At 65.9% G+C, this 19033-nt stretch carries 20 protein-coding genes and 1 pseudogene; 9 read left to right on the forward strand and 12 right to left on the reverse strand.

Features of this window, described 5'->3' with window-relative positions; all coding sequences use genetic code 11:
- On the reverse strand, positions 1-123 hold a 123-nt coding region (locus tag ACFU8W_RS49485; RefSeq protein ID WP_384052446.1), incomplete at its 3' end, for an excisionase family DNA-binding protein.
- Positions 124-292: 169 nt separating this feature from the next.
- On the opposite strand from ACFU8W_RS49485, the gene ACFU8W_RS49490 reads away from it, so the two are divergent.
- Positions 293-658, forward strand: coding sequence for a hypothetical protein (locus ACFU8W_RS49490; protein ID WP_384052429.1), 366 nt, complete (start codon positions 293-295; stop codon positions 656-658).
- A 365-nt stretch (positions 659-1023) separates the two neighbouring features.
- Here ACFU8W_RS49490 and ACFU8W_RS49495 read toward each other — a convergent pair whose 3' ends face one another.
- From ACFU8W_RS49495 to ACFU8W_RS49510, 4 genes are all read right to left on the reverse strand, one after another.
- Entirely contained in the window at positions 1024-1152 is a 129-nt protein-coding gene (locus ACFU8W_RS49495; protein WP_345515402.1) for a hypothetical protein, read from the reverse strand.
- Between the two features lie 204 nt (positions 1153-1356).
- The gene (locus ACFU8W_RS49500; protein WP_384052430.1) at positions 1357-2442 is read right to left on the reverse strand and encodes a glycosyltransferase; all 1086 of its coding nucleotides are present in this window, start codon (positions 2440-2442) and stop codon (positions 1357-1359) included.
- Positions 2443-3040: 598 nt separating this feature from the next.
- The gene (locus tag ACFU8W_RS49505) at positions 3041-3280 is read right to left on the reverse strand and encodes a hypothetical protein (RefSeq protein ID WP_384052431.1); all 240 of its coding nucleotides are present in this window, start codon (positions 3278-3280) and stop codon (positions 3041-3043) included.
- Positions 3281-3755: 475 nt separating this feature from the next.
- On the reverse strand, positions 3756-4262 hold the full coding sequence (locus ACFU8W_RS49510; RefSeq protein ID WP_384052432.1) for a hypothetical protein: 507 nt from the start codon (positions 4260-4262) through the stop codon (positions 3756-3758).
- A gap of 512 nt (positions 4263-4774) precedes the next feature.
- Here ACFU8W_RS49510 and ACFU8W_RS49515 point away from each other — a divergent pair.
- Positions 4775-5011, forward strand: coding sequence for a hypothetical protein (locus ACFU8W_RS49515; RefSeq protein ID WP_384052433.1), 237 nt, complete (start codon positions 4775-4777; stop codon positions 5009-5011).
- Between the two features lie 156 nt (positions 5012-5167).
- Here ACFU8W_RS49515 and ACFU8W_RS49520 read toward each other — a convergent pair whose 3' ends face one another.
- Positions 5168-5602, reverse strand: coding sequence for a hypothetical protein (locus ACFU8W_RS49520; protein WP_384052434.1), 435 nt, complete (start codon positions 5600-5602; stop codon positions 5168-5170).
- 50 nt (positions 5603-5652) lie between these two features.
- Complete coding sequence (locus tag ACFU8W_RS49525) at positions 5653-6024, reverse strand: hypothetical protein (protein ID WP_384052435.1); 372 nt, start codon at positions 6022-6024, stop codon at positions 5653-5655.
- A 236-nt stretch (positions 6025-6260) separates the two neighbouring features.
- Between ACFU8W_RS49525 and ACFU8W_RS49530 the strand changes: the two genes are divergently transcribed.
- On the forward strand, positions 6261-6569 hold the full coding sequence (locus tag ACFU8W_RS49530) for a hypothetical protein (RefSeq protein ID WP_384052436.1): 309 nt from the start codon (positions 6261-6263) through the stop codon (positions 6567-6569).
- A 591-nt stretch (positions 6570-7160) separates the two neighbouring features.
- Here ACFU8W_RS49530 and ACFU8W_RS49535 read toward each other — a convergent pair.
- The gene (locus ACFU8W_RS49535) at positions 7161-7556 is read right to left on the reverse strand and encodes a hypothetical protein (RefSeq protein WP_384052437.1); all 396 of its coding nucleotides are present in this window, start codon (positions 7554-7556) and stop codon (positions 7161-7163) included.
- Positions 7557-7923: 367 nt separating this feature from the next.
- On the opposite strand from ACFU8W_RS49535, the gene ACFU8W_RS49540 reads away from it, so the two are divergent.
- Positions 7924-8784 (forward strand): IS5 family transposase, encoded by an 861-nt coding sequence (locus ACFU8W_RS49540; RefSeq protein ID WP_384052438.1) that lies wholly within the window; start codon positions 7924-7926, stop codon positions 8782-8784.
- 17 nt (positions 8785-8801) lie between these two features.
- On the opposite strand, the gene ACFU8W_RS49545 is transcribed toward ACFU8W_RS49540, so the two are convergent.
- The 3 genes from ACFU8W_RS49545 to ACFU8W_RS49555 all read right to left on the reverse strand — a co-directional run bounded on the left by ACFU8W_RS49545 (position 8802) and on the right by ACFU8W_RS49555 (position 11304).
- Positions 8802-9263 carry a hypothetical protein gene (locus ACFU8W_RS49545; RefSeq protein ID WP_384052439.1) on the reverse strand — a complete coding sequence of 154 codons (462 nt, stop codon included), beginning with the start codon at positions 9261-9263 and terminating at the stop codon, positions 8802-8804.
- A gap of 164 nt (positions 9264-9427) precedes the next feature.
- Entirely contained in the window at positions 9428-10372 is a 945-nt protein-coding gene (locus tag ACFU8W_RS49550) for a hypothetical protein (RefSeq protein WP_384052440.1), read from the reverse strand.
- Entirely contained in the window at positions 10372-11304 is a 933-nt protein-coding gene (locus ACFU8W_RS49555; protein WP_384052441.1) for a ParA family protein, read from the reverse strand. Before ACFU8W_RS49555 ends, ACFU8W_RS49550 begins: the two co-directional genes overlap by 1 nt.
- Positions 11305-11763: 459 nt before the next feature.
- Between ACFU8W_RS49555 and ACFU8W_RS49560 the strand changes: the two genes are divergently transcribed.
- On the forward strand, positions 11764-12678 hold the full coding sequence (locus tag ACFU8W_RS49560; protein WP_384052442.1) for a YwqG family protein: 915 nt from the start codon (positions 11764-11766) through the stop codon (positions 12676-12678).
- Between the two features lie 333 nt (positions 12679-13011).
- Here ACFU8W_RS49560 and ACFU8W_RS49565 read toward each other — a convergent pair whose 3' ends face one another.
- Positions 13012-13554 (reverse strand): hypothetical protein, encoded by a 543-nt coding sequence (locus ACFU8W_RS49565; RefSeq protein ID WP_384052443.1) that lies wholly within the window; start codon positions 13552-13554, stop codon positions 13012-13014.
- A 227-nt stretch (positions 13555-13781) separates the two neighbouring features.
- Here ACFU8W_RS49565 and ACFU8W_RS49570 point away from each other — a divergent pair, with 227 nt between their 5' ends.
- The 4 genes and pseudogenes from ACFU8W_RS49570 to ACFU8W_RS49585 form a co-directional block, all read left to right on the forward strand.
- Positions 13782-15017 (forward strand): ParA family protein, encoded by a 1236-nt coding sequence (locus ACFU8W_RS49570; RefSeq protein WP_384052447.1) that lies wholly within the window; start codon positions 13782-13784, stop codon positions 15015-15017.
- A complete protein-coding gene (locus tag ACFU8W_RS49575) occupies positions 15014-16087 on the forward strand; it encodes a ParB/RepB/Spo0J family partition protein (protein WP_384052444.1) in 1074 nt (357 codons plus the stop codon). The genes ACFU8W_RS49570 and ACFU8W_RS49575 overlap by 4 nt, the downstream gene beginning before the upstream one ends.
- 307 nt (positions 16088-16394) lie before the next feature.
- Positions 16395-18041 carry a DUF2637 domain-containing protein gene (locus ACFU8W_RS49580; protein WP_384052445.1) on the forward strand — a complete coding sequence of 549 codons (1647 nt, stop codon included), beginning with the start codon at positions 16395-16397 and terminating at the stop codon, positions 18039-18041.
- Positions 18042-18484: 443 nt separating this feature from the next.
- Positions 18485-19033 (forward strand): annotated as a pseudogene (locus ACFU8W_RS49585) (hypothetical protein); the annotation flags it as partial.

Raw genomic sequence — 19033 nt, forward strand, 5'->3', positions numbered from 1 at the left:
CTCACGGCCGACCCATGTAAACGGGATCTTGCCGTCCAACGCCCACTGACGAAGCGTCATCGGGTGTATCCCGAGACGCTTCGCAGCCTTGGACAGGCGCAGCAACTCCATGCAGGGAACCATACACACGCAACACTAGGGATTACTAATGAAGTTGATGAGCCTCTGGGCTCAGCTTGGCACTCCGCTGGATGGTCGAAGGGCAGGGGCTATGAGGGTTGAGAGGCAGGGCCGGTCGGTTGCGGAGTCGGAAAGACAACCGAGTTTGCTGCCGGTGCTTGGGGTGTTCATCGTGCTGGTCGCAGTACTGGAACGCTGCCTATCGCTGCTCGACGGGCCGAAGACGTACATACTCTGCGGTGACCTTGTCGAGATGTCCGAGGAACTCGACCGGGAAGCAATGGTGAACCGGTGGCTCCTGCTGGCCGGGCTAGTGCTGTCCGCGGCAGCACTGGTCGTCTCACGTGTACGCCGCTGGCGGGTACTCCCCGTGCTAGCGCTGTTTGCGGTTCTGATCTTGGTGGTTCTGGCGGACGGTTATGCGGCGCGCGCGGATACCGTCGCCTCGCAGATCTGGATGTCTCAGACCTGCGACGAACCCACGTACCCGTACAACACCTCCCGAGGCTGGTTCAACTGGAGTCCGCTCGGCCAGTGATCTGCCACGTTCTGTCCGAACCTCTAAAGCGGTGCCCCACGCGGAGTGCAGTACCGCAGCGAAGTACAGCAACCACGACAACCGAACCTGCCCGGTAGCAACCTCCTAGGGTCGTAGCCCGACCGGTGCGACCGCCAACAACCGATCTGCATAGAGCTACGGATCAGAAGGTTGCACCAGGTAGAGACGGTCTGGCCCGGTACCAGGCCGTCTCAGTTTCCGTCTCATTCAGCTACGTTCATCGCCGTACAGGCGGGATCATCGGCGGAGACCGCCCCGGCACTCGTCCGCCCATGAACGCAGGTGAACGGCCGTGGGCGCAACCCTCGCCGCCACCAGCAGACTTGCAGGTAGTACTCGGCTGTTCAACGCCCCTCCAGGCTCTGGACGGCCATCGTGTCCTTCGGGTCCGGTGCGTGCTCGGAGCCGTGGCAGGCGGCCAAGGTGGCCACTCCCAGGAGCAGGAGGGCCACCACGGCCGTCTTGCGGATCACGATCAGGCGCGGCTCCGGCCCCGGGGCACAATCCGCATCACAGCGGTTCCCAGGGCCACCAGGGCGAAGGCCGTCAGGCCCAGCCACACGCTGGTCATCAGTCCGATACCGGTAGAGGCCAACGCCCCACCGCCCACAGTAGTTGCAGGGTTGTTGTACAAGGGTCTCTCCCAAATGATCTCTGACAGTTTCTGAAGCAACCTGCTACCAGGCGCGCTCACGGCGGAACACGGAGTCCAGGTACGCCTTGGCGTGGCAGGCCTGGAGCAGGAAGTCGAAGAGCAGCTCGTACATGGACGCGGCGAGGAGCATCCGCTTCCAGCCGAGCTCCCGTACGGTCACAACCCGCTCGATCACGAAGACGAGCGAGACCCAGAGCCAGAACTCGTTGACGTGGAACGAGTGCGAGGCCAGGGCGTAGGCGAGGGTCGCTAGGTAGACGGCGGTCACGAGGACGCCGACCATGCTCAGGAGCTGACGGCCCCAGTAGCGCCACGTGATGCGCGTCAGGCCGTACTGGACGCAGTTCTCCACCGCTCCCCGCTTCCAGCGCAGTCGCTGGTCCCACAGGGCCTTCCAGGTCAGCATGACCTCGGTGGTGAGCGTGCAGCCCTCCGGCGAGAGCACTTGATAGCCCAGGTGCAGCACCGCGAAGGTCAGCTCGTTGTCCTCGGTGAGCACCGAGGTGTCGTAGATGCCCCCGAGCCCGTCCCCGGCCGGGAGACGGCCCTCCAGGCGGGCCTGGGAGATTTGCCGCAGCACCTGCACCCGGAACATGGCCGCCGTGCCGGTGAGCACCAGGCACTTGCCGCCCAGGCGCTTCACGTCCCGCGAGTAGCGGGCGTACTCGTTGCGCTGGAGGTGGCCCACGAAGCCCCCGCCGGGTCCTCCCCGGAAGGTGCCGCCCACTCCCCCGTAGCCTTTCGCGAGGTGCTCCACTCCACAGGCCACGAAGCCGGGGTCCAGGGCGCTGTCCGCGTCCGTCACGAGGACGACGTCGTCGTCGTGCAGGTAGGGCAGCAGGCGGGCCAGGGCCTGGTTCAGTCCTCCGGCCTTCTTGTGCCGGTTGCCCTGGGTCTCGAAGACCTCGGCCCCCAGGGAGTCCGCGATGGCCACGGTGGTGTCGGTGCAGTTGTCCGCGACCACGATGACCTGCCGCGGGGGCACGGTCTGCCCGTACAGCCCCTGGATGGAGTCCGCGATGGTGTCGGCCTCGTTGTGGGCCGGTATCAGGGCGATCACGTTGCGGATCTTGGCGGGTCTCAGGCCCGATCTTCGATGCTTCCCCATGGGTGCTTCCTGTGGAGTCGTTCTGAGATGGAATCGGCGGGGTCTCGGAAAGGGGTACGGCGGCCGGTTCCGAGATCACGGCGGGAGTCGTCTCCTCAGGCACAGGGGCTGTGTTGGTCGACGGTGAGAGTGATTCGCCCCCGGTCAAGGGCGTGGGCAGCGCGGCATGGTGGACGATCCGGAGTGACTGAGTGCAGCGCGGCAGAGCGACGTACAGGGCGCCCCGTACACAACGGTGGACGGGCCGATACCCGCAAGTCCGTACATGATGTCCCCCTTTACCCCATTGCTGACGGCGAAGATCACGGTCGTACCAACCGGTCGACCGGATGGCCTCGCCCGCATTCCCCATGAAAGCTTCACGTGATCTCCACGCGACGCCCGACAAATCGTACTGTCACGCGCAGTTTCCATAAGAGGCCACACTGTGACTCAGGCCCGGGGAGAGGTAGAGCCACCTACCGCAAAGCGGGACATACCTACATAGTTGCCCTACCTTCAACCATTTTTTAGTGACGGAGATCACATCGAGCAGCCGCAGCGGCATGCCCGACATGCCAACCGTGCTGCAGGCGCGAAAAGTTGACGGGTACGTGGATCAAGCCCCCGGCTGACATCCACGTCCGAAGTCGCGATACCAGTGGCCGCCGGTCAGTTGCTGGTGCGGGCGCCCGAACTCGGCGACTCCAATGGTGAACCGGGCGATGCTGAGGGTGGCGCCGATGGTGCGTGCGCGGCTCTTCTCGTGCATGCGGATCGGGCCGGCTGCGAAGCGGGACCCGCCCCGGTAGAACATCACGTGGCAGCGGAGCCTGAGGGGGAACGTCCGGACGATCACGCGGCGTGTCCCGAGCGGACGCGGGAGCGGGATCCGTCAGGGCGCAGCACGTACTGAGCGCCGCCCGGGTAGGTGACGGACATCTCACCCGAGAGCATCGGGCGGCGAACCTTCCAACCGCAGGCATAAAACTCGCGGGGGTGGTCCTCGAACCAGGAGTTGCAGACGATGCACACGAGCAGCAGGTTGTGCGCTTGGTTGATCCACTCCTTACCGAAGGAGCCCAGCCCCCGGTTGACCCGGCGGTGGATGGTCAGGTTCTGGACGTTGTTGCAGCGGAGCCGTGTCCGCCGTCACGGTCGTGCACGATCTGGCGGAGAACGTCCGTGGGGCCGGTGCGGCGGCGTCGACGGGCCACGAAGGGATTCTCCGTCCTGCTCCCGCACGCCGGGCACCGGATCGGCGCCACGGAGGAACGGTGGGAGCGAGGACGAGAACATGCACGCCAGAACCGGTTTGTGTCCTGGGAGGTGCGTCAGGGCCGGACGGTCTGCTCATGCACGGCGAAGAAGAGGTTCTGCATCGCTTCCTGAGACGCGGCGGGGTTGCCGTTGTCGAGTGCGGCGAGAGCTGCGGCCGCCGCCCTGCGCACCGGGTGCGGCAGCTCTTCCTCCGCTGCGAGGGCGTACGAACGGGTACGGCGCGCCGCACGCTCCTGGGGTGTGACAGCGCCCGGGCCCGAGATGGGGAACACCGCAGCTTCGTAGGCGGCCGTGTGGGCAAGGACCATGTGCGCGATGCCGTCGGCGTAGCCCTGCACCGCTGCTGCCTGCCGGGACTCAGCGAGGCGTCCGAGGATGCGGCCGCGGACCAGGAAGCTACTCAGCAGAGCGCCAGCGCCTATGGAGGCGGCGGCGGCTGCTGCGGCGACAGGGCCGCCCAAGAGGTAGCCGCCTCCTGCGCCCAGGACTGTCGTCGCCACGGTGACCACGATCGCCACGATGACTATTCGGGCCTGCTGCTGCGGTGTCTGGGGGGTCATGGGGGAATTGTGTCACCCGGATGGCCGCGAGCGGGCCGCCAGTGGACAGCGGCCCGCCGGCTCGGCCCTCAGCCAGATGTCAGCGGCGCAGCGGCTTCCTGCTGCTGCCGCTCGCGGGCGGTCGACAAGGCAAGGACCCCCCGCACCACCGACCGGTACAACCGGCGACGCGGGATCCTCCAGCGGGACCATCCCCGCGGGTGCGAAAAGCAGAGCAGGTCAAACCCGGCGGCGGCTTCCTTCGTAGGACCATCCCCGCGCCCGCGGGGATGGTCCCCGGGCCGACCCCGTGGCCGCCACCGCCACACTCTGCTCCCCGCACCCGCGGGGATGGTCCCGGTACTCCCCCGTACCTGTTAGTCGGCGCACGCTGCTCCCCGCACCCGCGGGAATGGTCCCTCGTATACGTCGTCGTCGGCCTTGCCGAGGTACTACTCCCCGCACCCGCGGGGATGGCCCCCAGGAGGTGAGATCGGGGCCGCGATGGGCAGTCTGCTCCCGGCACCCGCGGGATGGTCGCCGTTCAGGAAGTCGCCGCCCGGGAGATGCAGTGGCACGTGCGCCAGCAGCTGGTGGAGCAGGGCCGGAAGCTCATCTACGAGGGCAACCGCACAGGCACCGCCTTGCTCAAACTGGCCTTCCGGTTCGAGGATCCGGAAATGCGGCGGCATGTTCGTCATGTCGCTGGTCATCGTCGCCCGACAGACGTTGGTCGGCGTACGGGGCACTGCCCGTTCCGGCCGCAGTGAGGCGGGGCACCGGCCCGCCCGCTCAATCGACGGGTGTGAACGGGGAAGGGACGTGGCCGGGGATCGCTCGGTCGTGTGACCGCACAGCATGATGTTTCGACCGGATCCGACCGAGCATGACAACCCCCGCGCCAGGGGCGCCGTTGTCTGATGCTGCTATACGTCGCTGCTGAGGTGCTCGACGAGCGCCTGCTGGTACTTGAGCAAAGCCGCGGCCCTCAGGTCAGCGGCTGCAGCCTCAGGGCCGCCAACCATCTCGAAGTAACGGCCGATCGCAAAGCGCCGCTGCTCCTCGTCGAGCTTCCAGAAGATGATCTCGATTGCTGCCGCCCCGTCGTGCCACGGCATCTTCACCGACGGCCGTACCAGGGGATCGACACACTTCTCGAAGACATCGGCGTCCTCGGCTGCGCCCGGCTGGATGCGTGGCTCGGCAGTGCTGCTGCAGTGACGGCGGCCTGATCGGGAGCAGTTGGTCGAGGTTCCGCACTCTGAGCCCTGGGCGCCGTCTATTACGCCGTAATGAGATTGGTCCGCCTGATCGCCTTCCGCAGGCTTGTCGGCAGGCTGCTTGCGGCTGCCGGCCTTCATCTCCTCGGCGCGGGCTTTCTTGTCGGCAGCCTCCTGGGTTGCCTTCTCCTTCAGGCGTCACAGGTGAGCCTCCTGCTCCTCGGCCTTGTTCTTACCGAACCTGCGGAGCAGAGCTGCCGATTCCTCGCGGTGAATGTTGGCGACGAGGGCCGACTCCAGTATTTCGTCGGGTTGCTGCCGGTGTCGTCGTCGAGCATGACCTTGATCTCGGTGAAGCCGGCTTCCCGCGCTACGGCGAGGAGGGAGTTGCCGTCGATCACGACGTACTTGGTTCCTGGATCGAGGCCGCCTTCGCGTCCGGGGTCGCCTTCGAGGTAGGCAACCCGGCCTATGCTGCTAATCGCAGTCTTCTGCTCGTGGTCACGGATACTGGCAGCGAGGTCGGCCAGGTCGCGGACCGACCACCTGGCCTCCGAGGGCATGGTGCTCGGCGCTCGCGTGACCAACTCCGCCTGATGGACCGCAGAGGTGGTGGCGAGATCGGTTACCTCCTACGGACCGCAGACGGCGACCGCTGGTACTTCCATGACCTCGCATCTACGCCAACGAGCCGGACATCGCAACCACCTGGAGAGCAGAGAAAGACGAGGCACTCCCCCACCTGTTCACCCACTACCTCCACCGCGCTGCACACGCCCAGGCTCTCCTCGCTCCGGACATGGCCGTGTACACCGACGAGGTCCTTCCAGATCTGCCGGACCAGTCCTTCTCCGACCAGGACGAAGCCAGCAGCTGGCTCGAGGACGAGAGCGGCAACCTGATCGCGTGTGCGGCAGCCGATTCCGCCGTCAGGTCTCCAATCTGGCGATACACGCCGTTCGTGCTCGGTATCTATCGTGTCGGCCACGGGCGACTTTCGGGCCTGCTACAACTCTCCGAGGCGCTCGTGGCCACGATTCCCGAAACGCCATGCTCGGGGAATGGCCGTACAACATCCTTCTTTTGCACGGCCAGAAAATACTCATGAACGGGCTGGGTCTGGTGCTGCTCAGGCGCGGCGAACCCGAAGAGGCCGCGCTTGCGGCCAGGCAAGGCTCCGAAGTCGCCGCAGCCCGCTCCGCTACGGCGGCGCTTGAGGCAAACGACATGGACGCTGCTCTCCTCGACCTGGACGGCGCCATCGAGACGCTCGCCGCGCGCGGCCAACGCAGACTTGAGTCAGAAGCGCGTGTGAAGGCCCCTCTCCACTCCCCTGTCGCACCGCCCCTTGACCCATCTCGTCGAAAATTTGTCCGCACTTCGATGAGACGAACACGTAGCTCGTCAAGCCCGGTGCGAATGACCCATCTTTGAGAACAGGCACGGCAGCGGTAGCACGAATCGGTGAAATCTCGCATCCTGCCCGAAATGCGACGCACAGAATGGCGGCATAGGCGGCCGATCTTCAAGTCGTCGGTATGAAGGACCCTAGAGCTCCTGGAAGGCCGCCAGAGGGGCGTACAGGCGATCTCGCCTGCTCTGAATCAGTGTCGAGTGCTCCATTTGACTGACGCGGCTACTCAGTGTGACTGATCGTTGGCTTGGCGAGTTGGCGGTTTAGTTGGCGTGGCTGAGTGCTTCAGTCGGCGGCAGGGTAGCGAGCCATTGTGAACGAGGCACTCCCAGCGACGACAACGACCTGGCTGGCGCGGTAGGACTCCCCCGCCGCGCTGACCTCGGCCGGGCTGCTGGCTCCCAGGTCCCGGCGCATCGCCTCTCCCAGGTCGAAGAGGAGGCGCTTGGCTTCCATCAGCTGTGCATGCGCGGATTCGAGAGACTCGCCGACCTCCGGGTCGCCGCGCTCGATCCGGTACACCGCCTCGTAGATCTTCCACAGGAAACCGTTGGTCTCAGCGGCCTTGTACAGGAGGGCATCCGGAAGCACCAGCTGCGCCTCGGCCCACCTCTCCCCCATTGCATCACGCGCGCCTTCCATATCTGCATGGGTCGCATCCGCTTCGATGCCGTCGCGCACGGGCGTTGATGTGGAGGGTCAGTGTCGAGTGAAACTGCCGGTCAGCGAGGTTGAGCGCGATGTAGCACGCGACTGCCGCCGTTCCAGAGCAGCCTGGCGCCGGGGCCGGTCCTCCTCGACCAACCGGCGGCGATTGCCATCCTCGTGCGTGCGGCGGTGCGCTGGGTCAACAGACCCGAGGACAAGGTGCCTGCGACACCAACCACCGCGACAATCAGCGCAACCAGCGAACCGTCTATTCTTCCCCCTTGCCGTGCCAGCCTGTCGGTGACTGTACTGGGGGTCCCGGGACGCGTGAGCGACGTCTCCCAAGGCCTGTGGTCGGCCTGGAGCGTGTCTCTTTGATGAGTTGGTCAGTTGATCGGATATGCCAGTCCGGTTAGTGATCACTGATGCGATGTGGGACCGGATCGAGCCGCTGATGCCGGCCGATCCGGTCCGTGGACGGCGGTGGGCCGACCACCGCCGGATCCTTGAAGCGATCGCCTGGAAGTACCGCACCTGCTCGCCATGGCGGGATCTCCCGGAGGAGTTGGGTTCCTTCAAGACCGCCCACAAACGTCTGATCAAGTGGGCCGTCGACGGCACGTGGGAACGGATGCTCGCCGCGGTCCTGGCTTCAGCAGACGCTGGTGACGACGTGGGCTGGACGGTGTGGGTGGACTCCACCGTCTGCCGGGCTCACCAGCACGCCGCCGGAGCAAGGAGAAGGGGGGTGCCCTGCCGCTCCGAGCCCGACGATCACGCACTGGGACGCTCCCGCGGCGGCCTGAGCACGAAGGTCCACCTGGCCAGTGACAGCAGGGCACGACCATTGGCCCTCCACGTCACGGCAGGCCAGGCCAGTGACGCACCGGTCTTCGAGGCGGTCATGGCCAGGATCCGGGTGCCGCGAAAGGGACTCGGCAGACCAAGAACCCGCCCAGAGGCCGTCCTCGCCGATCGCGCCTACTTCTCTCGTGCGATCCGCGGGCATCTTCGCCGGCGTGGAATCCGTGCCGTCATCCCGCAGCCCGCCGACCAGATCGGCCACCGCCTGCGGCGAGTCCGGGCCGGAGGTCGCCCGCCCAGCTTCGATTCCGAGGCATACAAGCAGCGCAACACCGTCGAACGATGCATCAACCGCCTCAAGCAGTGGCGCGGCCTCGCCATGCGAACGGACAAGCTTGCCATCGCTTATCAGGCCGCGCTCCACCTCGCCGCCATCCTCATCTGGACGCGACGCTGACCTAGGGGAGACGAATATCAATCGTAGAAGAACAGCTCAAGATCCTCGATGGACCCTGGCCCGGTCAGGAAGCCCTCGGCCTGGGCAATCTCATCTTCCGGTGGCAGCTCGCCCCCTAGGAGCTGCTTCATCCAAATCTCGCCCTGCTCGCCGATCGCATAAATTCCGGACAGCAACTCGGCCATGCCCGCAGGTTGCGTTGGGCTGTGCCCGAGGATGGGTCGGAGTTCCCACCCGCCTGCCCTGGCAGCCAGCCGGAGCACCCCGGCCCAGTTGCCGATCCGCCCGATACGCACATGCCACGAGTCATCGGTGAACGGCGCAAGCCGACCATCATGCAGGGTGTTGGTGGCTGCCCTGATGTCCGCCATCACCTGCCGTTCCACTGCATCACGGACCCAGTGCCCCTCCTGCGCTTCCTCGATGGCGGCGGACCACCACTCCCATGCGCCCTCCAGCCGGGCCGTGAACGTATCCATACCGGCAGGCTTTCATGCGCGACGCAGTCAGCCTTCAGAGGGAGGCCGATCACCCGAGGACCAACTGATCAAAGAGACAGGTCCTAGCTGCACCGCTTGACCGGACGCCCGGTGGGAAGGGAACGGCTCCTGTGTCGGATCCGCCCCTTAGGCCGTGTGCGAGGTTAGCGAGGTGTCCTCCGCACGGCGATCGCTCGCCCGATTTTGCCGAGCGCGGTCTCAATTTCGGATACGACCAGCATCGCAGCCTCGGGGTGCTCATTGATTGCTCGGGTTACAGCAGGGCGGCTGATGGCCTTCGCTGCGTCCGTGACATGAGCGAGCGTCTGCATGAGTCGGCGGACGTCATCGGAGTCTGTCGGGTCGGGCTTCTTGTCGTTGCTCTGCCCCTGGGTCACGTCTGACGGGCCGGGCATCTGGTGCTCGGGCACGTCGGAGCTCTCGCTGTCAGCGGTGGTGTCGTTGGCCAGGACAGGTGCCGAGGTTTCAAGGATCTCGCGGACAGCGCGGACGACGTCCGGGGGAGCCGAGTCGGAAAGGACCGCCGGCAACTGCCGGACTACATCCTTCAAGGCCCGGCTCGTGACCCGGGTTCCGGCGCGGGCCAGAGTGTCGTAGACAGCCACCGCCGCGGCGTCGCCGCTGACCTTCGCGACGGGAGTCAGTTCTCGAACTTGGGACTCACGCGGTCGCCAGCCCATGGCCGCGAGGGCTTCGCCTATCCGCCACTCGGACATTAGCCGCTGGGCGTGTGATTCGGAGATCTCCCAGTTGTCCCAGATGTAGTCCGCGAAGTTCGGGGTGCCGGAGTCGCGGTGCAGGTTGCCTGTCTTCATCGTTTCCAGAGCCTTGCCGGCGATCCAGAATGCCTTGTGGAGGTTGTCGACCCCTGCCTTGCATGCCTCGAAGGTCTGCTCCTCATCGGAGCTGAGCGCCCCTTCGCCTGCTGGGGGGCGGGGGAGTGGAATCGACTCGAGTGTCGTGCCGACCGGTGCCTTGATGACCACGCTGGCGTCTTGGACAACGCCCGGGTAGCCGCGCCCCATCAGGCCGGTGCCCGTGGTCTGGGGCGTTCCTGGCTCGTCGTCGCTGAACAGGTCGCCGCCCATTAGCCTGTTGCCTTCCTGCAGTGAGCGAAGATTTCGGTGGTCAGGGCTCGCATGTCGTCTGCCAGGCCCACGATGGCGTCGGGTACAACGTCGGCGACCTTCGCGCGGCCGGCAGCCACGTCGTACCCCTTGGCGCTCATCGGCAGGAGCTCCGCGTACTCGGAGAACAGCAGGCCCTTCTTGCGTGAGTTGCGAGCCGGCTTCTCGCGGTAGCCGACCACGGTCGAGAGGATCGGGGTCGTGCTTCCGAGGACGGTGCGGATGTCCTCCTTCACCTCTGCGTGCATCGACGTCGCGGTCGGGTTGGACGCATAGAGGAAGGCGCCTCCGACGCGCAGGTGCGGATTCACCTGGCGGCGCACCATCTTGAAGTTTCGAGAGATGCGCTCCATGCCCTGGATGGAGGAGTCATCCGACCGGGTGGGCACCACCAGGACACGTGCCGCTGCGACGGCCAGTTGCTCGAGCGGGTCGTTCTCCGGAGCGCTGTCGATGACGATCTGGTCGTACCAGCCGGCGATCGGTGCCAGGGAGCGAGCGAGGGAGAGTGCGACGCCGGCGCCTTCGGCCGTCATCCGGTGCATCAGCAGCTGGATCAGCTCACCCACTGTCTCGCCGCCGGGCACGACATCCAAGTTGGGACGCACTTCACGGATGGGCAGAAGTGGTGTGCGGTCGTAGACGGCTCGATACAGGCCCTGTCCGTTTATGACGGGCGGGCCAGCAGGGTGGATACCTCTGCCGTATCGCTTGATGCCGAGGTCGTCATCGTCCTGGCTTGTCAGGCAGATCAGCAGCGTTCGTCGGCCCTCTGCTGCCGAGGCGCCGGCCAGATGTGCGGCAATCGTGCTTTTGCCGACGCCGCCCTTGCCCGTGCCGATAACGACGCTGTTCTCTGGTGGGTCGATCAGCTCCAAGGGATCGTTGAGCACCGGAACCGGCCTCCTTGCGTACCCCGCATCCGCGTCCGAACTGGCGCGGCATCCGCATCCTGGCACACCGGAATCCGTCCATGGAGCGGTATCGGCGAACTCCCCAATTGGGGAGTTCGCTGCACGACCCAGTTCTCCCAAGGGTTTGGTCAACGCGTCGCCGGCGCAGGGCGAGTGATGTACAGCCCCTCAGCGGTGCACCAGCAGCGTGAGGTGGAGCCCAGTCCAGGCGGCCGAGGGGCTGGTGGGGGAGCGTCCGCCGGGCTTGTGACGTCAGCTTGTCGGTCCCCAGCGCACGTCAATACGCGACGAGAGCATGCTCACGGAACGGGCGGGTATTACGGCGTAATACTTGATGCCTGTCCCAGATGAGTGTCGGCTGTTCACGCTGGGATCTGACCATCCACGTGTCGAGGTGTTGAAGACCGCTTCCCGTTCGTCAGGTGATCTCTTCCAGCAGTGGGGCTGGTGGACCGGCTGTCCGTGGGCCGGGGCATGATCAAGCGCATGACATACGGATCTTCCGAAGCTCTGCGCACCCTTGCCCACCAGCACTTGCCGTTCGATGTTGCAGAGCGTTGGGTCGGCCTGCTCAGGCCGGCGGTCCGCCTGGAGGCGGCCGCGGCCGCAGACATAGCCGTGGGCCAGATCGGGGGATTGCCGAAGCTGCCGGTCGATGTGGAGTGGCCGTCGTGGGCAGGTCACGGGCCGCTTTCGTTCATCGCCTCATTGGACTGCGCCTTGCTGCCGGTGGGCGCTGTGGACATCATGCTCCCGGCCGAGGGGACTTTGTCCTTCTTCTACTTCGACGGTCAGCTGGATGACGGCGATGCTCTCGTGCTGGCTGAGGATCGCGAAAGCTGGGGAGGTGCACGCGTCCTCTACACACCGGCCGAGGAGAAATGGGGTGAGCGTGACGTCCCCGCTGGCCTCCAGCCGTACCCCAAGGTTCCGCTCACCGCCCGGCTGGGCATGACCACGTCCGAGCCCTGGCATCCTCAGGTCCGTGATGTCTTCGCCCCCGGGGCTCCACTGGGGAATCGGTACGACCATCCGGTGTGCTCGCGGGACTTCCTCGACGCGCTGTGGGAGTTCGACCGCGAGGTGGGTCACCAGATCGGCGGCCATGCCCACTCAGTCCAGAACCCGGTGGAGATCGAGGTCGCGGAAGCGGTCATGGACCGGGACGTGTCCTGGGGCGACCCGGCCCTCGATAAGGAGATCAGCAACTGGGTGCTGCTCACTCAATTCGACAGTGACGATGCCGCCGACATGATGTGGGGTGATGCCGGCGCTCTGTACTGGCTCATCCGCCCACAGGACCTGGCTGAGCGCCGCTTCGACCGAGCGATGTTCACCTGGCAATGCAGCTGATCAGCTTCGCGTCACTCGACCCTCAACAGGTCTCGGTCAGAATCCTTGGAGAACGCTGATGACGCTGGTGAATCATCAACGTCGTCGTCGCGGCCGTCGCCCCCTGCCGGGTCGCAGGTCGATGCGCCCGGCATCACGGGTTTCATCGACCGGGCCAAGCATCCGTCCTGGTGGTCCGCGGATGTATCCCCTCCGCAGGTCGGCGATCAGATGCAGGCTGTTGTCCTGGGTGACTCTCGAATCCGCCCCGCCTGAGCGTGCTCCGGAGTGACATCGAGATTGTGCGGATGCAGCTGTCCGCTGAGATGGGGCGGGCATCCAGGCCCGACAGCCTCACAGTGATGTCCAGCAGTAGAGCTGATCGCCGATTTCCTGAGCCCGCCTGGCAAGCAGGATGAGTGCTTCGGCCAGTGCCTGCAGCTCTTCGACGTGCCACCAGTTCAGGTCCTCTGATTGGGCCCACCTGGCGACGATGGTCGGTATTTCGGATTCGTCTACCCCTGCCAGAGTGTCCCGTACCAGGTGATGTAGTTCTGATACCCACGGTCCGGTCACCCACGGGTCATCCTCCGCCACGGGTTCGTCCGGGTCGGGAATCGGGGAGGTCGGCCACACGTCCCTTTTCTGCACCAGGTCCACTTCCCACTCAACCTGTTGTATGGCAGCGATCAGTTGCGCCAGGACGACGGCCGTATCCACGTGCTTAACTTCAACTCCGTCGAACACAGGGGGCTCTGCGCAGGGCAGGGACCGACCATCCATCTGCTCCGGCGCCTGTACAACCGATGCGGCAGCCACCGCGCGGAAGTAGTCAGTCAGAACACCCTCCGCTTTTCTCTCACTCTCCGGTTCGTCGGCAGGCAGTAGAGCAGACACCGCTCAGAGATTCCTTCCGCATCGTCAGGTCGTGGCTGGGGGCTGAAGAGGGCCTCGATCTGAACCTGCCTACACATGACGGATCCCAGCCGCGCATGCCTACTGAGGAGCGGGACTGCCTACACATCGCAGGGGCAGGAGAGCAGTATTACGGCGTAATACTTGGCGAAGCTAGCGTGTTGATGCTGCATCTGATCGTCCGCGTTAGTAAGGTATCCAGCATGAGTTTGTCATCCCCAAGCGGCGACCGCGAGAAGGTCGTCTCCAAGATCCCTGTCGCCCTGCAGCTGGACCTGAAGATCCGGGCCGCCCAGCACGGCATCGACATTCAGCACGCCGTCGAAGCCGGCATCGAGGCCTGGCTCGGGCTCGGGTCCAACCTCGCCCCCATCGACACGTCAGGCGCCAAGTCCTTCTCCACCTTCCTCCCTTCAGGCCAGTGGGACAGGTTCCGTGGCGACTGCGCCTCCCGCGGAGTCTCCATCATCCAAGGCCTCGCACAGTCGGTGCAGATGTGGCTTGAGACCAATCCGGCTCCCACCGTGGTGCGCCCCGAGCACCCCAAGCGGATCGTCGTCTGCAACCAGAAGGGCGGCGTCGGCAAGACCGCCATCACCGCCGGCACAGGCGAGGCCCTGGCTGAAGACTCCAACCAGCTCCACCCCGTGCGGATCTCCAAACACTTCGCGGCCGCCCTGTCCGAGGACGACACTGACTCTCCCCTCGACTACGAGGACCTGCCGGGCCTCGGCCTGAGGGTGCTCCTCGTCGACTTCGACCCCCAGTGCCACCTCACCAAGCAGCTTGGCCAGGACCCTCTGCCGCTCGAGGGCGACAGCCTCACCAAGCACATGGCGGGCGAGTCCAAGGGCCAACTGCGTGACCTCATCGTGCCGATAGAGGACCCCCGGTTCGGTGACCGCCTGCACCTCCTGCCCGCGTGCACCGACGCATTCCTCCTCGACGTCAAGCTCTCCGGTGTCCGCGCCCGAGAAGCCGCTCTGGAAAGGGCACTGTCCGCCGTCGAGGACGAGTACGACGCGATCCTCATCGACTGCCCGCCCAGCCTCGGCCTGAGCATGGACGCAGCCGCGTACTACGGGCGCCGCCGCCCCGGAGAGGCACCTGGCAACTCCGGTGTGCTGGTCGTGGTCCAGGCCGAGGACAGTTCCGCCGACGCATACGGACTCCTCACCTCGCAGATCGAGGACCTGCGCAACGACATGCACCTCGAGCTCGACTACCTCGGCATCGTCGTGAACCACTACGACGCCCGACGCGGATACATCGCCACCTCCTCCCTCGAGTCGTGGATGGACATAAAGGATCCCCGAGTAGTGGGAGTCATCGGAGACCTGAAGGAGCAGAAGGAGGCCGTGCGCGTGAAGCAGCCCTTGCTCGCGTACTCGCCCCGCTGTAATCAGTCCGTCGGAATGCGGGCCCTGGCCCGGGAGATCTCATGAGCAAGGCAGCCAAGCTCGGCGCCGGTGCATCGTTCGGACAGACGCAGACCATCAGCGCACGCCGCGCCGCGATCAACGCCAACACCAGCGCTCCGACGGAAGGAGCACCGCCCCCCGTCAAACTGCCCGTTGACGTAATCAGCCTGAACCCGGACAACCCGCGATCCGAGCTCGGTGACCTGACGGACCTCAGCGCCAGCCTTCGCGACCACGGCCAGAAGACCGCGATCAGCATCATGGGCCGGTTCGCCTACCTCGAAGGCAACCCCGGGCGTGAAGGCGACCTCGAGCCGGACACCAAGTATGTCGTTATCGACGGCAACTCCCGCCTCGCCGCATCACGGGAAGCCGGCCTCACCGAGATCAAGGTGATGCTCGACGACGACCTCGGCAGCAACCCCGACGAAATACTGGAATCGGCTCTCGTCGCCAACATCCACCGCCAGGACCTCGATCACCTCGATGAAGCCAAAGCTCTCGACCAACTGCTCAAGGTCCACGGGACACAAGAGGCGCTCGCGGCCCGGCTCCACCGCTCACAGGGATGGGTCTCCCAGAGGCTCGCGCTACTGACCCTGACACCAGAGCTGAAGCAGAGGCTCCAGTCCGGTGAGGAGTCTGCAGCACTGCTGCGGCGAGTCGGGAAGAAGAAGGCCGAGGAGCAGGAGGAACACCTGCGGCTGCTCAAAGAGAAGGAAGCGCAGGAAGCCGCCGACAAGAAGGCCCGGGCAGAGCTGCGTGCCGCAAGCAGTCGCAAGCAGCAGGCCCAGACTCCGCCCGCTGAGAACCCCCCGAGCGAGAAGCCCTCCAGGCCGACGGCGAACCCTGCGCCTTCCCCCGATCATTACGCCGTAATAAAGGGGTCGGTGTCTGACGAGACAGACAGGGGTGATCTCCCGAAGCCGCGCGATGCAGCCGGCTCTGTGGGCCGGCTGCCCTCCCGTGATCCTGAGGTTCTGTCGGAACTGATCATCGCTGAACTCGATGTCCCGACAAGGCGGAAGCTCACCGAGCTGCTGGTGGACTACAAGGCCGAAGAAACAACGAGGATGCGAGCTGAGCAAGCCTGAGCAGCCGGGGGAGTAGGGATCTGCATCACGGCCCCGCAACCCAGGCTATTGGCAGGGGCGGGGCCGTGAGCTTGTGCGATCGCGTGGACGTCATCTCGCCTGGCTCTACAGGCAAGTGCTCGGGGAGTGCACCAAGTCCGTCTTCGGTCTCTACCTGGTGCCGCTGCCCCTTTGTCCGCGTATGTTGCGCGGCCCTTCTGATCGACGGTCTGCGATCTGTACGGCCTGAACAGACCCACCACGCAACACGCCATGAAAATGTGAACGTTCAAGACTTTGGAGTACCGATGCAAGAGGGGGATCGCGGGTGGCCGCGATACAGCTGACACGCACGCACCGGATACTGATCGGGATCGTCGTCGCCGGCGCGGCGGTCATTGCCGCGATCGGCTTCGCGGGCTCGTACGCCGCGGTACGGGCGCTCGCCGAGCAGAAGGGCTTCGGGAACTTCTCCCTGGTCTTCCCGATCGGCATCGACGCGGGCATCTGTGTCCTGCTGGCGCTGGACCTGCTGCTGACCTGGATGCGGATCCCGTTCCCGCTGCTGCGCCAGACCGCCTGGCTGCTGACCGCCGCGACGATCGCCTTCAACGGCGCCGCGGCCTGGCCGGATCCGCTGGGCGTCGGCATGCACGCGGTGATCCCGGTGCTGTTCGTGGTCGCCGTCGAGGCCGCCCGGCACGCGGTCGGCCGGATCGCCGACCTCACGGCCGACAAGCACATGGAGGGTGTCCGTCTCACCCGCTGGCTGCTCTCCCCGGTCCCCACGTTCAAGCTGTGGCGCCGGATGAAGCTGTGGGAGCTGCGTTCGTACGAGCAGGTCATCAAGCTCGAACAGGACCGGCTGATCTACCAGGCGAGGCTCCAGGCCCGCTTCGGCCGCAACTGGCGCCGCAAGGCACCGGTCGAGTCCCTGATGCCGCTGCGCCTGGCGAAGTTCGGTGTCCCGCTGGCCGACACCGGCCCGGCCGGGCTGGCCGCAGCCGGCATCGAACCGGCCCTGCTGCCCCCGGCCCCGGCCGCCGCCGAAACAGTGCCCCCTCAGCCCGAGCTGGTGGGCGAGCACCTGCGTGCTCTGGAACCTGGCGAGACAGGGGCAGCTCCGGCAGTTCATGCGGAGACGGAGCCCTCGCCTGAACCCGTGGGCGCCGAATCCTTCGTATTGGACGAGCCTGTTCTGCCTGACGTCGACTACACCGAAGCCGTCCAGGGATTCATCTCTCAATACGGCGGACTGCCGAACGCCCGCCAGTTCGGGCTCTTCCTCGCTCAGTACGGCGTCGTTGATCCCGTCACCGGCAGCGTTCTCACGGAGGGACAGCTCAGGCCCATCCTGCAGGATTTCAAGATGCAGGCTCCTCAGCCGCCCGTGCCGGCTGACGAGCAAGAGCGAGAGACCGATGATGTCGCGCAGCCAGTATCGGCCGTGGTTGACGAAGCGGATGACCAAGAGGCATGGACTGACGCACCGGCTGCCAGCCGCTCAACTTCCGGTGCTGCCATGACTGAGCTGGCTACCGCCTCGCAACCGTCTGCGGTCGAGCCGGTCCTGGTCCCGACTGCCTCGGCGGCAGAAGATCGTGCGGCCGTTGGGGGAGTGCCGCAGCAGTCTCCCCGCAATACCCCGACGGCGGGTGTGGCTGGAGACGGTACGCCGGGGGAGCAGACCGTATGGGAGGCCACGGTCTCCGACACCGGCGAGGCCACTGCGCGACTGCCCGAGCAGCAGACCCAGGAGCCCGATCTGGACCCTGTGCAGCAGCAGATAGTCACGGTCGCGGGGTGGCTTGCCGAGGCCGAGGAGGCCGGCCAGAAGCTCTCCGGAGCGGAGGTCGCCCGCCGTCTGGAGCTGTCCCCGAAGACCGGACAGCGCCGGGTCAATGCCGCGGCCGACTACTTGAAGGAGCAGCGGCGGCAGCAGGGCCGCGCGCATCTCCGGTCGGTCAGCAGCTGACCGAACCATTCTGACGAGTGGCCGATGACCGATCCGGGTCATCGGCCACAGTCATGTCCGGGCCCTGCCGCGTGACCGATTCCGGGGGTGTGACCGGTGCCGATGGCCAGTGACCGATAGCGCGTGACCGATTCCGGCACCGGTGACCGATGGCCGATGGAACCTGGATCGGTCATCGGTCATGACCGGCAGAGTGCTCATCGGTCACCTCGCCGGTGTGGCCGACGGGCCTGTCCGGGCGAGCAGCGTTCCGCCTCATGCGGCAGGGCCTGGCCACTGCTCATGCGAGTTGCCTGGGGTTGCATCGACCGGTCACCGAGGCTTGCCCAATCGGTCACCGTAGGCTTGCCCGCCACAGGGGCAAGCCTCCCAGCTGCTCTCGGGGAGTTGGGCAAGCCGGTCCAAGGAGAGTTCAGGGCACGACATCCGAAAGGAGATGTGCCGTGCCGAACCTTCTGCCAACCGCCCCCAGTGCCCGCGGGATCCTTGACCGCTTGGACGTGGAGTGGGACGTCCTGTGCGCGGACACCTCCGTCCAGGCCACCGTGACCGACTGGCTCGTGACCGATCACCTGGCTGACGACGTCGCGGCCGTGACCGATTCCTGGGTGCGCGGTCTCGGACCCGCCCAGTTGCTCGCCGTCCTTCAGCCGCCCAGCGGGGCCGCGACCGATGCGCTGACCGATGCCGTGCTCCACGCCCTGTTGCGCCGCCCGGTCGGCCGTGACCGATCGGCCACGCTCGCCGCCCGCATCGTCGTCCAGGCGATGATCCTGGCCGCGCTCCGCATGACCCGCGGCCAGGTCCGCCCCTTCGGTGGCCGCACCTTCGACGACATCGGTCACATGACCATCCCTGATCTTCGCGGGGGATCCCGGCCTTCAGGCCGGGCGGGAACGCGATCCCTGGCCCGGAGGCGCGGAGCGCCGGAGTTCTCTGCGTTGTCAGTGGCGCCGGCTATGTTGGCCGGACTGACCCAAAAGGGGGGTGGG

The sequence above is a fragment of the Streptomyces sp. NPDC057565 genome (assembly GCF_042801455.1).
Classification (GTDB): domain Bacteria; phylum Actinomycetota; class Actinomycetes; order Streptomycetales; family Streptomycetaceae; genus Streptomyces; species Streptomyces yanii.